Origin of the sequence: Rhodopseudomonas palustris (assembly GCF_003226555.1) — a bacterium.
In the GTDB taxonomy this organism is placed as follows: domain Bacteria; phylum Pseudomonadota; class Alphaproteobacteria; order Rhizobiales; family Xanthobacteraceae; genus Rhodopseudomonas; species Rhodopseudomonas palustris_I.
Window position 1 is genome coordinate 606,267 of record NZ_QKQS01000023.1, and the last position, 14,348, is coordinate 620,614.

The 14,348-nt window shown below is 65.9% G+C and carries 12 protein-coding genes; 7 read left to right on the top strand and 5 right to left on the bottom strand.

What is annotated here, in order from left to right; translation table 11 throughout:
* Positions 1–3: 3 nt before the first annotated feature.
* Genes kdpB through kdpF form a run of 3 tightly spaced genes read right to left on the bottom strand, consistent with a single transcriptional unit; the run spans position 4 to position 3,895 of the window.
* A complete protein-coding gene (kdpB, locus tag DNX69_RS15335; RefSeq protein WP_110786819.1) occupies positions 4–2,076 on the bottom strand; it encodes a potassium-transporting ATPase subunit KdpB in 2,073 nt (690 codons plus the stop codon).
* Between the two features lie 15 nt (positions 2,077–2,091).
* Complete coding sequence (gene kdpA, locus DNX69_RS15340; protein WP_110786820.1) at positions 2,092–3,795, bottom strand: potassium-transporting ATPase subunit KdpA; 1,704 nt, start codon at positions 3,793–3,795, stop codon at positions 2,092–2,094.
* 10 nt (positions 3,796–3,805) lie between these two features.
* Positions 3,806–3,895 carry a K(+)-transporting ATPase subunit F gene (gene kdpF / locus DNX69_RS15345; RefSeq protein ID WP_110787645.1) on the bottom strand — a complete coding sequence of 30 codons (90 nt, stop codon included), beginning with the start codon at positions 3,893–3,895 and terminating at the stop codon, positions 3,806–3,808.
* Positions 3,896–4,152: 257 nt separating this feature from the next.
* Between kdpF and rfbB the strand changes: the two genes are divergently transcribed.
* The 7 genes from rfbB to DNX69_RS15380 all read left to right on the top strand — a co-directional run bounded on the left by rfbB (position 4,153) and on the right by DNX69_RS15380 (position 12,632).
* Complete coding sequence (gene rfbB / locus DNX69_RS15350; protein WP_110786821.1) at positions 4,153–5,214, top strand: dTDP-glucose 4,6-dehydratase; 1,062 nt, start codon at positions 4,153–4,155, stop codon at positions 5,212–5,214.
* A gap of 25 nt (positions 5,215–5,239) precedes the next feature.
* On the top strand, positions 5,240–5,797 hold the full coding sequence (gene rfbC, locus DNX69_RS15355) for a dTDP-4-dehydrorhamnose 3,5-epimerase (RefSeq protein ID WP_110786822.1): 558 nt from the start codon (positions 5,240–5,242) through the stop codon (positions 5,795–5,797).
* Positions 5,798–5,801: 4 nt separating this feature from the next.
* Positions 5,802–6,695, top strand: a complete 894-nt coding sequence (gene rfbD, locus DNX69_RS15360) for a dTDP-4-dehydrorhamnose reductase (RefSeq protein ID WP_110786823.1) — start codon at positions 5,802–5,804, stop codon at positions 6,693–6,695.
* A gap of 1 nt (position 6,696) precedes the next feature.
* Entirely contained in the window at positions 6,697–7,572 is an 876-nt protein-coding gene (rfbA, locus tag DNX69_RS15365; protein ID WP_110786824.1) for a glucose-1-phosphate thymidylyltransferase RfbA, read from the top strand.
* 89 nt (positions 7,573–7,661) lie between these two features.
* Positions 7,662–8,552, top strand: coding sequence for a hypothetical protein (locus DNX69_RS15370; RefSeq protein WP_110786825.1), 891 nt, complete (start codon positions 7,662–7,664; stop codon positions 8,550–8,552).
* 92 nt (positions 8,553–8,644) lie between these two features.
* Positions 8,645–10,924 (top strand): ATP-binding protein, encoded by a 2,280-nt coding sequence (locus tag DNX69_RS15375; RefSeq protein WP_110786826.1) that lies wholly within the window; start codon positions 8,645–8,647, stop codon positions 10,922–10,924.
* Complete coding sequence (locus tag DNX69_RS15380) at positions 10,917–12,632, top strand: potassium channel family protein (protein WP_110786827.1); 1,716 nt, start codon at positions 10,917–10,919, stop codon at positions 12,630–12,632. The genes DNX69_RS15375 and DNX69_RS15380 overlap by 8 nt, the downstream gene beginning before the upstream one ends.
* A gap of 13 nt (positions 12,633–12,645) precedes the next feature.
* Here the strand turns inward: DNX69_RS15380 and DNX69_RS15385 are convergent, their stop codons facing one another.
* Positions 12,646–13,470 carry a phosphodiesterase gene (locus DNX69_RS15385; protein WP_110786828.1) on the bottom strand — a complete coding sequence of 275 codons (825 nt, stop codon included), beginning with the start codon at positions 13,468–13,470 and terminating at the stop codon, positions 12,646–12,648.
* A complete protein-coding gene (locus DNX69_RS15390; protein ID WP_110786829.1) occupies positions 13,467–14,291 on the bottom strand; it encodes a phosphodiesterase in 825 nt (274 codons plus the stop codon). The genes DNX69_RS15385 and DNX69_RS15390 overlap by 4 nt, the downstream gene beginning before the upstream one ends.
* Positions 14,292–14,348: the final 57 nt, after the last annotated feature.

Below are 14,348 nucleotides of genomic sequence, written 5' to 3' on the forward strand. Positions count from 1 at the left end.
CTTTCAGGCCAGATGCAATGCGGTCACCGCGAGATCGATGACCTTGATACCGATGAACGGCAGCACGATGCCGCCGAGGCCGTAGATCAGCAGATTTCGGCGCAGCAGTGCGGCGGCGCCGACCGGCCGGTAGGTCACCCCCTTCAGCGCCAGCGGAATCAGCGCGATGATGATCAGCGCGTTGAACACAATCGCCGACAGGATGGCGCTTTGCGGTGTCGAAAGCCCCATGATGTTGAGCGCACCGAGCTGCGGATAGAACGCCACGAAGATCGCCGGGATGATGGCGAAGTACTTGGCGACGTCGTTGGCGATCGAGAACGTGGTCAGCGCGCCGCGGGTCATGAGGAGCTGCTTGCCGATCTCGACCACCTCGATCAGCTTGGTCGGATCGGAATCGAGGTCGACCATGTTGCCGGCTTCGCGTGCGGCCTGGGTGCCGCTCTGCATCGCCACGCCGACGTCGGCCTGGGCGAGCGCCGGAGCGTCGTTGGTGCCGTCGCCGCACATCGCGATCAGCCGGCCATTGGCCTGCTCGCCGCGGATGTAGCGCAGCTTGTCCTCGGGCGTGGCCTGGGCGATGAAATCGTCGACGCCGGCTTCCGAGGCGATCGACGCCGCGGTGACCGGATTGTCGCCGGTGATCATCACCGTCTTGATGCCCATCCGTCGCAGCGCCGCGAAGCGCTCCTTGACGTCGGGCTTGACCACGTCCTTCAGATGAATGACGCCGAGCAGCCGCCCGGCTTCGGCGAGCCCGAGCGGCGTGCCGCCGGCACGGGCGATGCGATCGACCGCAGCGCGAAACGCCGGCGGCTCGGCGACGTCGGCGCCGGATTCGTCTCGGACGAATTTCAGCACCGAATCGACCGCACCCTTGCGCAAGCGGCGGCCGCCGGCGTCGATGCCAGACAACCGGGTCGTCGCCGAGAACGGGATGAATTGCGCGTCCGACGGAGCCGCATCGATCGACAGCCCGAATTTCTCCCGCGCTAGCGCCACGATGGAACGTCCTTCGGCGGTCTCGTCGGCTTGGCTGGCGAGCAACGCGGCTTCCGCCGCCTCGGCTTCGCTGACGCCGGGCACCGGGATGATCTCGGAAGCGAGGCGATTGCCGAACGTGATGGTGCCTGTCTTGTCGAGCAGCAGCGTGTCGATATCGCCCGCGGCCTCGACCGCACGGCCCGACATCGCCAGCACGTTGAACCGTACCAGCCGATCCATGCCGGCGATGCCGATCGCCGACAACAGCGCCCCAATCGTGGTCGGAATCAGCGTCACGAACAGCGCCACCAGCACGATCACGGAGATCGAGCCGCCGGCATAGTTCGCGAAGCTCGGGATCGCATCGACCACCACCACGAAGATGATGGTGAGGCCGACCAGCAGGATATTGAGCGCGATTTCGTTCGGCGTCTTCTGCCGCTCGGCGCCTTCGACCAGCTTGATCATGCGGTCGAGAAACGACGAACCGGCCGCCGTCGTGATCCGGACCACGATTCGATCGGAAATCACCGTGGTGCCGCCCGTCACCGCCGACCGATCGCCGCCGGATTCGCGGATCACCGGCGCGGATTCGCCGGTCACCGCCGCCTCGTTGACGGAGGCGATACCTTCGATCACTTCGCCGTCGCCGGGGATGGTGTCGCCAGCCTCGCACAGCACCAGTTCGCCGACCTCGAGGCGCTCGGCCGCGACAGCTTCGTACAGTTCGTTGTTGCCCGGCATCAGTAACCGCTTGGCGGTGGTCTGAGCCCTGGTCTGCCGCAGCGTGTCCGCCTGCGCCTTACCTCGTCCTTCGGCGACGGCTTCGGCGAAATTGGCGAACAGAACCGTGAACCACAGCCAGACCGTGATCTGCAGTTCGAACAGCATGCTGTTGCCGTCGGTGAGAGCGTCGCGGATCGTCAGAACGGTGGCGAGCGCGGTGACCACCTCGAGCACGAACATCACCGGATTCTTGATCAGCGTCCGGGGGTTCAGCTTGACGAAGGCCTGACCGATCGCAGGCACCAAGATCGCCGGATCGAGCATCGTCGCGGACGACGTCCGCTTGCGCAGTTTCGAGACTTTCATGACCGTTGCTCCGAACTAATAGGCCGCGCCTTGCAGCATCGACAGATGCTCGGCGATCGGACCGACCGCGAGCGCCGGGAAGAAGGTGAGGCCGCCGACAATCAGGATGGTGCCGACCAGGAGGCCGACGAACAGCGGCCCGGTGGTCGGGAAGGTGCCGGCGGTGGAAGCGACGGACCTCTTGGCGGCGAGCGAGCCGGCGATCGCCATAGCCGGGACGATCATCCAGAATCGACCCAGGAACATCGCGACGCTGCCTGTGAGGTTGTAGAATGGCGTGTTGCCGGACAGCCCGGCGAACGCCGAGCCATTGTTGGCGGCCTGCGAAGTGAAGGCGTACAGCACCTCGCTGAAACCGTGGGGACCGGCATTGGCCATCGAAGCCAACGCGGACGGAACCACCACCGCGACCGCGGTGAAGCCGAGCATCAGCAGCGGCAGGATCAAGATCGCCAGCATCGCCATCTTGACCTCGCGGGCTTCGATTTTCTTGCCGACATATTCGGGGGTCCGACCGACCATCAGCCCGGCCAGGAAGATGGTGATCACCACGAACAGCAACATGCCGTAGAGGCCGGCGCCGACGCCGCCGATCACGATCTCGCCGAGCTCCATGTTGATCAGCGGGATCATGCCGCCGAGCGCGGTGAAACTGTCGTGCATCGCGTTGACGGCGCCGCAGGAGGCGGCGGTGGTGATGACCGCAAACAGTGCCGAGGCGGCGATGCCGAACCTCGTCTCCTTGCCCTCCATGTTGCCGCCGGAGAGACCAAGCGCCTGCATGGCCTCGGTGCCGTGAGCTTCGGCCCAGTAGCAGACCGCGACGCCGGCGACGAACAATACGCCCATCGCGGCGAGGATCGCCCAGCCCTGGCGCTGGTCTCCGACCATGCGGCCGAACACATTGGTGAGGGCTGCGCCGAGCGCGAAGATCGCCAGCATCTGCACGAAGTTCGACAGCGCGGTCGGGTTCTCGAACGGATGCGCCGCATTGGCGTTGAAGAAGCCGCCGCCGTTGGTTCCGAGCATTTTGATCGCGACCTGCGACGCCACCGGCCCGAGCGCGATGGTTTGCTTGGCGCCTTCGACCGTGGTGGCGTCGGCATAGGGTCCGAGCGTTTGCGGCACACCCTGCCAGACCAGGAACAGCGCGAGGACCACGCACAGCGGCAGCAGCACGTAGAGGGTGCAGCGGGTGACGTCGACCCAGAAATTTCCGATCGTCTTGGCCGACGCACGGGCGAAGCCGCGGATCAGCGCCACCGCCAGCACGATGCCGGTCGCAGCGGACAGGAAATTCTGCACCGTCAGGCCGAGCATCTGAGTGAGATACGACAACGAGCTCTCGCCACCATAGTTCTGCCAGTTGGTGTTGGTGAGGAACGAGATCGCGGTGTTGAGCGACAGGTCCGGAGCCACCGCACTCTGCCCGGCCGGATTGAGCGGCAACAGGTTCTGCAGCCGCAGCAGCCCATACAGCAGAGCGAAGCCGGCGACGTGAAACAACAACATCGCCACCGTGTAGCTGAGCCAGTGCTGCTCGCGCCGCGGATCGACGCCGGCGACGCGATACAGCCCGGCTTCGACCGGGCGGAGCGCGAAGGAGAGCCAGGTGGTCTTGCCTTCGAAAACCGCAGTGAGATAGGCGCCGAGCAACGGCGTCAGCGCCACGACGATCGCGCAGAACAGCGCGATCTGGGTCCAACCGATCAGGGTCATGGCCGGCTCCCTAGAATTTTTCCGGGCGCAGCAGCGCGACCACCAGATAGATCAACAAACCGGCACTGACTGCGGCGGCGAGTGACAATTCAAACGGCATCACCGCCTCCATCAGATCCGGTCACAGGCATAGGCGTAGCCGATCGTCGCCGCGAACAGCGCGGCGGCGACCAGCAACATGAGAACGTCCAGCATCGAAGCCTCCTGACAAACGGGCTAAGATGCAGCTACGGTGCGGCGCGTAAGGATACGATGCGGAATTGCCCCGCCCGGTATAAAGACGGCATAAGGCCGGTACCGAAGACAACGCCACCGCCGGCCGCTAGATTGCACCCGCAACCCAACCCTAGATGATTGATGACAAAGCGTTTTCTCGTCACCGGCGGAGCCGGATTCATCGGTTCGGCAGTGGTCCGACGGCTGATCGGCTCGACCACGCACGAGGTGCTGGTGGTCGATAAGCTGACCTATGCGGGCAATCTGGAATCGCTGGCTCCGGTCGCAGACGATCCACGCTATCGTTTCGTGCGGGCCGACATTGTCGACGCCGCAGCGATGCACCGGCTTTTCGACGAGTTCTCCCCCGACGTGGTGATGCACCTCGCCGCGGAGAGCCATGTCGACCGCTCGATCGACGGTCCCGGCGACTTCATCCAGACCAACATCGTCGGCACCTATTCGCTGCTGCAGGCGGCGCTGGCGCATTGGCGCGCGCTGCCCGCCCCGCGGCGTAACGGCTTCCGCTTCCATCACATTTCTACCGACGAGGTGTTCGGCTCGCTCGGTGCCGAGGGCCTATTTCAGGAGGATACGCCGTACCAGCCGAAATCGCCGTATTCCGCCTCAAAGGCGGGGTCGGATCATCTGGCGCGGGCCTGGCATCACACCTACGGCCTGCCCGTCGTGATCACCAACTGCTCCAACAATTACGGCCCGTACCACTTTCCCGAAAAGCTGATTCCGCTGACCATCATCAAGGCGCTGCGCGGCGAAGCGATCCCAGTGTACGGCACCGGCGCCAACGTTCGCGACTGGCTGCATGTGGAGGATCACGCCGATGCGCTGCTGCTCGCCGCCGAGCGCGGCGAGATCGGCGAAAGCTATAATATCGGCGGACGCAACGAGCGAACCAACCTCGAAGTCGTGCAGGCGATCTGCGGACTGCTCGACGAGCTTGCACCCGATGCGGCGATCGGATCACGGGCCAAGCTGATCAGCTTCGTCGCCGACCGCCCCGGTCACGACGCCCGCTACGCGATCGATGCCAGCAAGGTCGAGCGCGAGCTCGGATGGCGTGCGCGCTACAATTTCGACGACGGCCTGCGCCAGACCGTGCAGTGGTATCTCGACAATCGGACGTGGTGGGAGCGGGTCCGTTCAGGTGTGTACCGCGGTGAGCGTCTCGGCGTGGCGATCTAGCGGCGAACGGAGCAACCATAAGATCATGCTGACAGTCACATCCGCCGCGATCGAGGCGGTGAAGATCATTACGCCGAGAGCGTTCACCGATTCCCGCGGCACCTTCGCCGAGACCTACAACAGGCAGCGCTTCGTCGATCACGGCATTGCGCTCGACTTCGTCCAGGACAACCAGTCGATTTCGACCGCGGCCGGCACCATCCGGGGCCTGCATTTCCAGAGCGCACCGTTCGCACAGGACAAGCTGGTGCGGGTCGCGAAGGGGCGCATCCTGGACGTCGCAGTCGATCTCCGCCGGTCTTCGCCGACCTACGGCCAATGGGTGGCCGAAGAACTGTCCGCCGAGGACGGCAAGCAGCTGCTGATTCCGATCGGCTTCGCGCACGGCTTCTGCACGCTCGAGCCCGATACGGTGGTGGCCTACAAGGTGACCAATTACTATTCGCCGCCGCATGATCTCGGGATCGCCTGGAACGATCCCGACCTCGCAATTCGCTGGCCGGTGAGCGCCGGTCAGGCGGTGCTGTCGGACAAGGATCTGAAGCTGCCGCCTCTCGCGTCGCTGCCGAGCTATTTCGAGTAGCGCGATGCGGATCGTCGTCACCGGTCGTCACGGTCAGGTCGCGCAGGCGCTCCGGGAGCGCGCCGCCGGATCGACCACAGAGATCATCCTGCTGGCCCGTCCGGAGATCGACCTGACCCGCCCGAACGAGATCGAAGCAACGCTGGTCGACCTCAAGCCCGACGCGATCGTCAATGCTGCGGCCTATACGGCCGTTGATCAGGCCGAAAGCGCGCCGGAACTCGCCTACACAATCAACGCCGAAGGCGCCGCAGCCGTGGCGCGCGCCGCCGCGAAGCTGGGCGCCCCGATCGTGCAGCTGTCGACCGACTACGTGTTCGACGGGAGCAGTGACCAGCCCTATCGCGAAGACGCACCCACCGGGCCGCTCGGTGTCTACGGCGCGAGTAAACTCGCCGGCGAACGCGCGGTGGCGGACGCCGCACGCGATTACGCGGTATTGCGGACGTCCTGGGTCTACGCCCCATTCGGCAAGAATTTCGTCCGCACCATGCTGGCCCTGGCACGGCAGCGCGACGAAGTTCGCGTGGTCTGCGACCAAATCGGCGCACCGACCAGCGCGCTCGATATTGCCGACGGTGTGCTGGGCGTCGTCCGGAATTTGCTGGCGCAGCCGGCCCGGTCGGATTTGCGCGGGATCTTCCACATGACTGCAGAAGGCACCGCCACCTGGGCCGAGTTCGCCGAGGCGATTTTCTCCGCATCACGAGCAGCCGGCGGGCCATCCGCGAAGGTGATCCCGATTCCGACCAACGAGTACCCGACCCCGGCGCGGCGGCCGGCGAACTCCAGGCTCGACACCTCGGCGCTCGCCGCCGCTCATGGCATTCGCCTGCCGCACTGGCGGCATTCGCTGCGACCGTGTATCGAGCGGCTACTTGCGCAGGACGCGAACTGACATGGTCACCAAGGGCATCATTCTGGCCGGCGGCAGCGGAACCAGGCTGCATCCGATGACGGCCGCTGTATCGAAGCAGTTGATGCCGATCTACGACAAGCCGCTGATCTATTATCCGCTGGCCACGCTGATGATGGCCGGTATCCGCGATATCCTGGTGATCTCGACGCCGGCCGATCTGCCGCGATTCCAGCAACTGCTCGGCGACGGCGCCTCGTGGGGGATGTCGTTCAGCTATGCCGAACAGCCCAAGCCCGAAGGGCTGGCGCAGGCGTTCGTCATCGGCGCCGACTTCGTCGCCGGACAGCCGTCAGCCTTGGTGCTCGGCGACAATTTGTTCTACGGCCACGACCTGATCCCTCTGCTGCAGAATGCTGCGCAGCATCCGGAGGGTGCCACGGTGTTCGCCTATCAGGTCAGCGATCCGGAACGCTACGGCGTGGTCGAGTTCGACGATGCGCAGGTCGCCCGTTCGATCGAGGAGAAGCCGGCGCAGCCGCGCTCGAACTGGGCGGTCACCGGGCTGTATTTCTACGACCAGGACGTCGTCGACATCGCATCGAACCTGAAGCCCTCCGCACGCGGCGAGCTCGAGATTACCGACGTCAATCGCACGTACTTGGAACGCGGCAAGTTGAGGGTCGAGAAAATGGGCCGTGGCTTCGCCTGGCTCGACACCGGCACGCCCGACAGCCTGCTCGACGCCGGCGAGTTCGTGCGCGTGCTCGAAAAACGCCAAGGTTTCAAGATCTGCTGCCCCGAGGAGATCGCCTTCCGGTTTGGCTGGATCGACGCGCGCCAGCTCGAACGGCTGGCGCAGCCGCTCGCGAAGAGCAATTACGGCCGCTACCTGCTCAAGCTCGCAACGAACCCGTGAGCAACGCAAGTCGGCATCCGGAACTTGCCTCGGCAGGGCGAAGCTGCTGAGACCATCGGGCGCCCCCCTGACAGACCAGAGACTTAACCGTGCCGAAGAAGCTCTCCGACTACACTTTTGCCGACTGGAAGCGGCTGCGGCCGCTGTCGCAGGGTCTGAAGACCGCGCGGTACAATCGGATCGATCGGCGGTATCGCCGGCAGCCTGCCAAAATCGGCGACCCCGCGGCGGTGGCCAGGATGATCACCGGCCGGCGCGCGCTGTTCACGGTGGCGTATCAGGATCCGCAGGCGATCGATCTGCAGATACCACTGATCCGGCTGTTCGTGCCGGGTGCGCTGTACATCGTGGTCGACAATTCGCCCGACGATGACCGCGCCGCAGAGATCGAGAAGATCGCCGCCGCCCACGGCGTGCCTTACTTACGCGCACCCGAGAACCCGTGGCAGAAGAGCAGCCGCTCGCACGGCATCGTGCTGAACTGGATCTGGCACAACATCATCCGCCCCGGCGCGCCGGAGCTGTTCGGGTTGCTCGACCACGACCTGTTTCCGACTGCACCGGATGATCCGTTCGCGCCGCTCGCCACCCAGGACGTCTATGGCTACGTCCGCACCACCGAGCCGCCGAGTGAGCGCTGGTTCCTGTGGGCCGGCTTCACCATGATGCGGTTCGCCGCCGTGCGCGATCTGCCGCTCGACTTCGGCCAGGACTGGTTCCTCGGCCTGGATACCGGTGGCGGTAACTGGGGGCCGCTTTACAGCAAGCTCGACCTCGCCAAATTGCAGCAATCTCGGTCGCGCTTCGTGCCGTACCGCGACGGCCTCGCCACCTATGACGGGCCGTTCCAATGGTGCGGCACCTGGCTGCACGAGGTGGGCCAGATGGGCGAGCCAGAAATCATGCGCGACAAGCGCCGGGTCGTGATGGAGCTGCTGGCACCGCATCTGGAAGCCGCGCAGAACCTGCCGGCGCGCTGATCCGGGTCAAGGCGCCCGACGCGGCGCCGTCACAAGCTGTGCCGTCAGGCGGGTGCTTGGGCGAATGGCTGGAGGCCGAGCGAGGGACGTGGATGGGTGAAGCCGACAGCGGCGGCATCGTCACCGCCAGGAATGTCGACCTGTCGAGCTGCGACCGCGAGCTGGTGCAATATCCGGAGGCGATCCAGCCGCACGGCGCGATGCTCACCGTCGACGAGCAGTCCGACCGCGTGCTGCATGCCAGCGCCAATTGCGCGGCGTTCATCGGCAAGCCGCCGGAAGCGGTAATCGGCGCCCCGATCGCTTCCGTGCTCGGGCCGGGTTGGCACGAGCTGATCGGCTCGCTGCACCGGATGCCGCTCGACAGCGGACCGGTCAACATTGCCCGCGAATCCTTCCTCGGCTCGGACCAGGGCTGGCATCTGTTCGCCCATCGCTGCGGCGGCCTGATCATCCTGGAATTCGAGAAAGCCGAACCGGAAGGCGCCGGCACGACGTCGAACCTGTATTCCGAAGTCCGCGCCGACCTCGCCGCGCTGCAGGCCACCGAGGGCGTGCAGACGTTCTTCGATCTGGCCGTCGAGCGGATCCGCGCCTTCACTGGCTACGACCGCGTGATGGCTTATCGCTTCGCCGAGGACGGCAGCGGCCAGGTGATCGCCGAAGCCAGGCGCGACGATCTCGAACCGTATCTCGGGCTGCATTATCCGGCGACCGACATTCCGGCACCGGCGCGGCGGCTGTTCGCGCTGAGCTGGGTGCGGCACCTGCCGGATGTCGGCTACACACCTGTGCCGCTGCTGGCCGCGAACTCGCCGCTGGTCGCCGGCCCGGTCGACATGAGCTTCGCGAGCCTGCGCAGCGTCTCGGTGATGTACACCGAGTACCTGAAGAACATGGGCGTGCAGTCGACCCTGGTGATGCCGCTGGTGAAGGAAGGCCGGCTGTGGGGCCTGATTTCGGCGATGCATCATGCGGCGCCCCGCCACATCTCGCATCAGATGCGGATGGCCGCGGAGTTTCTCGCCCACACGCTGTCGCTGCTGATGGCGGCGAAGGAAGACGCCGAGCAGTTCGAGCGGATCAGCGCCAGGAAGGCAGCCGCGGACGAACTCACCCGCCTGCTGACCAACGAGGCCGACGTCGGTGCTGCGTTACGCACGTCGGGCTCACTCGACCTGCTGAACGCGATGATCGATGCCGGCGGCATTGTGGTGCTGTCCGGCGGCGAGCCAGCGACCCGCGGCGACACACCAGCCCGCGGGCCGCTGCTCGAACTGACAAACTGGCTACTCGATCACGCCACACCGGTGTTCGTCACGGATCGGTGGCCGGGCCTCGATCCCGCCGCGCAAGCCGTCGCCAAACAGGCGAGCGGTGTATTGGCCGTGCGGCCGCGGCCCGATCAGCCGATCCTGATCGCCTGGCTGCGCCCCGAACAGATCGAGGACGTGCAATGGGCCGGCGACCCGCGCAAGCCGGTCGAGATCAGCGAGGCCGACGGGATGCAGCGGCTGCGGCCGCGAAACTCCTTCGCGCTGTGGAAGGAGAGCGTGCAGGGCCGCGCGGTGCCGTGGCGCGACGACGAGAAGGATGCCGCCACGCAGCTTGGCGCCGCCATCGCCGAGATCGTCGCGGCCCGCAAGGGACGGATCGAGCGGATCAACCGGGCGCTCGAAGCCTCGCATTCGGAGCTGAGCCGCTACACCGACGTCACGTCTGCCGAATTGAAGGAGCATCTACGCGGCATCCACCATCTCACTACCTCGCTGCGCCGCCGCCAGGGCGAAGTGCTCGACGAGGAAGGCCGCCAGCAGGTCGCCACCATCCTGAAACTGACGCAGCGGATGGATGCGCTGGTCGATGCGCTGCTCGACCGCAGCCGGGGAGACAGCGACACAACGATCGAGACGGTCGACCTCGATGCCGTGGTCGACGACGCCTTGGCGCCGTTCGCGCGCCGCATTGCCGAAGACCGCATCAAAGTGCGCCGGCCGATCCGGCTCGGCACAGTGCAAGGTCGTCGCGAGTGGATCGGCGAAGTGTTCACCAATCTGATCGGCAACGCCATCCGCTACAACGACAAGCCGGAGCGCTGGATCGAAATCGGTGTCGAGACCGGTACGCCGCCGCGCTACTATGTGCGCGACAACGGCGTCGGGATCGCCGACACGGACCAGCAATTGATCTTCCAGATGTTCCACCGCATCGATCGGCCCGGCCTGAAACCCGAAGGTGCCGGCACCGGCCTTGCGATGACACGCCGGATCGTGGCCCATCACGGCGGTCGCATCTGGGTGCAGTCGCGCCTCGGCGAAGGCTCGACGTTCTATTTCACGCTCGCGCCGGACGCGGAGCGCGGCGATGCGTAGCGTCGTTTGGCTCGGGCTGTCGCGGCTGCGCCTCCCACTTGTGCTGCTGGCGCTGGTGTTCGCGCTGTCGACGCTCGGCCTGATGCTGATCCCCGGCGTCGACGCCCAAGGTCAGCCGTGGCGGATGACGCTGTTGGAGGCATTCTACTTCGTCACCTACACGGCCACCACGATCGGCTTCGGCGAGCTGCCGCATCCGTTCACCAATCAACAGCGCGTCTTCGTCACCATCATCATCTATCTGTCGGTGATCGGCTGGGCCTGGCTGCTCGGCTCGTTTCTCGGCCTGGTTCAGGAGAAGGCGTTTCAGCAGACGCAGGTCAACCGACGGTTTCGCCGCGCGGTCGCGAAGCTCGATCAGCCGTTCTATCTGGTGTGCGGGCTCGGCGACACCGGCATGACCGTGGTGCACGCGCTACGCCAGCTCGGCTCACGCCTGGTCGCACTCGACAAAGACGAGCGCGCCGTGCAGCAGCTCGAGATCGAGGGACTGAACGGCAAAGCGCCTGCGCTGGTCGCCGACGCCCGCTCGCCGGAGACGCTGACCACCGCCGGGCTGATGAAAGCGGAATGCAAGGGTGTGCTGGCGCTGTGCAACGACGACGAGGTCAATCTCGCCGTCGCGATCGCCGCCTCGATCCTGCGTCCAGGTTTGCCGGTGATCGGTCGCGCCGACACCCAGGCGACCGCCGCCTCGATGGATTCGCTCGGCACCCATCGGGTGATCAACCCGTTCCGCGAATTCGCCGAACACCTGACGCTGGCGATGCGTGCGCCGGACGTCTATCGGCTGATCGCCTGGCTGACCGGCGCACCCGGCGCCTATCTGTTTCCGAGCGCGCCGGCCCGGATGCCGGCCGCCCCCGGACATTGGATCGTATGCGGCTACGGCCGTTTCGGCCGCGAGGTCGTCGCCGCCGTGCAGCGCGGCGGATTCACTGCGGCCATGATCGACCCGGTCGGCTCGCTGGTCGATCACCATCACGCCGTGCACGGCCGCGGCTCGGACGTCGCAGCGCTGCACGAAGCATCGATCGGCCGCGCGGCCGGCATCGTCGCCGGCACCGATGACGATGCGGAGAATTTGGCGATCGCGCTGGCGGCGCGGCGACTGAAGCCGGACATCTTCGTGATCGCCCGGCAGAACCAGCGGTCCAGCCGCATGCTGTTCACCAAGCTCGGTGCCGATATCACCATGGTGCCGAGCGAGATCATCGCCAATCAGTGCCTCACGGCACTGCGCACGCCTCTCCTCGCCGACTTTCTCGAGGCCGCGCGTCACCAGGACGCGTTGTGGGCGTTCACGCTGTCCGAGCGGCTGCGCGACGCGTTCGGCAACGACACGCCACGGTTCTGGAGCGCCATGCTCGATGCCGAACATGCGCCGCGGCTGATCGGCAGCGACGGCAGGCTGGAGCGCCCGCTGACGATCGCCGAGCTTTGTGTCGACCCGGACCACAGCGACTCCGCACATCCGCAGCGGCGGCGCGTGATCGTGCTGCGACTGATCCGCGGCGACACCACGATCGAAACTCCCGGCGACGACGAGATGCTGCAGCCCGGAGACACGCTGCTGTGCGTCGGCTGCCCGACTGCCGAGTCGATGCAGCAACGCCTGCTCGGCAATCCGGACGCGACCGCATGGGTCTCCGGTCAGCCGCTGGAACTGGCCAGCCGGACTGGGCGCTGGTGGCAACGGCGGCGCTAACCCGCCGCGCCCGTCAGAACGAGGTGCGATGCAACGCGACGCTGTCGTGCAGCGAGAACAGCGGTCCGTCGTACATGAACGAGCACTGGTGGATCACGATGCGGTCCGCCTCGACACTGACATGGGCGTAGTCCGGCGGCTCGTGCGAGCCTGGGATGTGGCCCTCGGCGACGAGATCGAACGCGACCTGATGCGCCAGCCCGCGCTGGATGTGATACGGGATGCCGCGCCACACCCCGGAGATCGGCCGGTGCAGATGGCCCATGAACAGATAGTCCGGTTTGCGGGTGCGGGCGATCACCTCCCACTCCGCATCCGGATTGGCGAGCCGGATCGTATCCATGTAGCGCAAGCCGGTGTCGAACGGCGGGTGATGCTGGAACAGCAGCAGCGGCCGGTCGGCCGGTGCTTCGGCGAGGGCACGTTCGAGGAACGCCAGCCGGGCGTCGCACAGCAGGCCTTCGTGGTTGGGCGCGGCTTCGTTCAGCGTGTCCAGCGTGACGATCGTCGCCGATTCGAACACCTGCAGGGTGTGCACGAAGCCGTTCGCATCGCGCGGCACGCCGGGGAAGAATTTCGCGAAAGCGTCGCGCTTGTCGTGATTGCCCATCATCAGGATGGTCGGCGCACGCAATCCCGCCAGCACCGAAGCGAGATTGTCGTAAGCAGGTTCTTCGCCCCAATGCGCCAGATCGCCGGTGACGATCACGAAGGCCATGTCGGGATGCTCGCGATTGATCCGCGCCACCGCGGCGCCGAGCCGCTCGGCCGGATCGAGCCCGTAGATGCGGCGGCCGCGGGCGACGAAATGCGTATCGGTGAGGACGACAAACTTCATCGCGGCATGGTCTCCCTGTTCCAGGCGTTGTAGTCGGGCGAGCCCTCGACCCGGACCTCGCCGGTGTAGCCGAACTCGACCATGTGGACGGTGACGTAATCGTCGCCGAAGAACACCACGCCGTAGGATTCCGGCAGGTCCGACGCACTCAGCATCCGGTGCTCGGAGAACAGCGGATAGCTGGCATGGTTGGTGCCGCGCAGCGAGCTGACCGGCACGCCGGCCACCGAGCCGGCCAGCGGCAGATGGCAGTGGCCGAAGAAGATGTGGCGGATGCGGTCGCGGTGCCGGCCGACGATCCGGCGGAATGCGGCGTCGTCGAGCAGCCGGATCTGATCCATCGGGCCGAGATGCGTCGGCATCGGATTGTGATGCATGAACAGCAGGAACGGACCGGGATGTTCGGCGAGTTGCCGGGTCAGCCACGCCCTGCGCGTCTCGCAATAGCGGCCCGCATGGGTGCCGGCTTCGGCGGTGTCGAGCAGCAGGCAGCGGCCGGCCGGGGTATCGACCACAGCCTGCACTAGGCCGTGCTCGTCGGCGCATTCCGGAAACACGCTCAGGAAATTCTCGCGGCGATCGTGATTGCCGATGCACAGCCGCACCGGGATCGGAAACGCGTCGATCTGCGCTTTGAGCCAGCGATAGTCGTCGGCATCTCCCCAGTCCGACAGATCGCCGGTGATCACCATCAGTTCGGCATCGTGATGGTCGCGCAGGATATGGGTGAGCGCCCGTTCGAAATTGAGTCGCGGATTGCGGCCGCCGATCGTCGCGCCCGGCGTGGTGAGATGGATGTCGCTGAGATGGATCAGTTTCATGGCCCGCTCCAAAACGTGACGTGACGGAGCGCCGGCGGCGCCCCGTCACGCGTGGGT

Excerpts from the sequence above, each read along its gene's own strand:
- kdpB (WP_110786819.1), bottom strand. The coding sequence starts at position 2,076 with ATGAAAGTCTCGAAACTGCGCAAGCGGACGTCGTCCGCGACGATGCTC.
- kdpA (WP_110786820.1), bottom strand. The coding sequence starts at position 3,795 with ATGACCCTGATCGGTTGGACCCAGATCGCGCTGTTCTGCGCGATCGTC.
- kdpF (WP_110787645.1), bottom strand. The coding sequence starts at position 3,895 with ATGCCGTTTGAATTGTCACTCGCCGCCGCAGTCAGTGCCGGTTTGTTG.
- rfbB (WP_110786821.1), top strand. The coding sequence starts at position 4,153 with ATGACAAAGCGTTTTCTCGTCACCGGCGGAGCCGGATTCATCGGTTCG.
- rfbC (WP_110786822.1), top strand. The coding sequence starts at position 5,240 with ATGCTGACAGTCACATCCGCCGCGATCGAGGCGGTGAAGATCATTACG.
- rfbD (WP_110786823.1), top strand. The coding sequence starts at position 5,802 with ATGCGGATCGTCGTCACCGGTCGTCACGGTCAGGTCGCGCAGGCGCTC.
- rfbA (WP_110786824.1), top strand. The coding sequence starts at position 6,697 with ATGGTCACCAAGGGCATCATTCTGGCCGGCGGCAGCGGAACCAGGCTG.
- DNX69_RS15375 (WP_110786826.1), top strand. The coding sequence starts at position 8,645 with ATGGGTGAAGCCGACAGCGGCGGCATCGTCACCGCCAGGAATGTCGAC.
- DNX69_RS15380 (WP_110786827.1), top strand. The coding sequence starts at position 10,917 with ATGCGTAGCGTCGTTTGGCTCGGGCTGTCGCGGCTGCGCCTCCCACTT.
- DNX69_RS15385 (WP_110786828.1), bottom strand. The coding sequence starts at position 13,470 with ATGAAGTTTGTCGTCCTCACCGATACGCATTTCGTCGCCCGCGGCCGC.
- DNX69_RS15390 (WP_110786829.1), bottom strand. The coding sequence starts at position 14,291 with ATGAAACTGATCCATCTCAGCGACATCCATCTCACCACGCCGGGCGCG.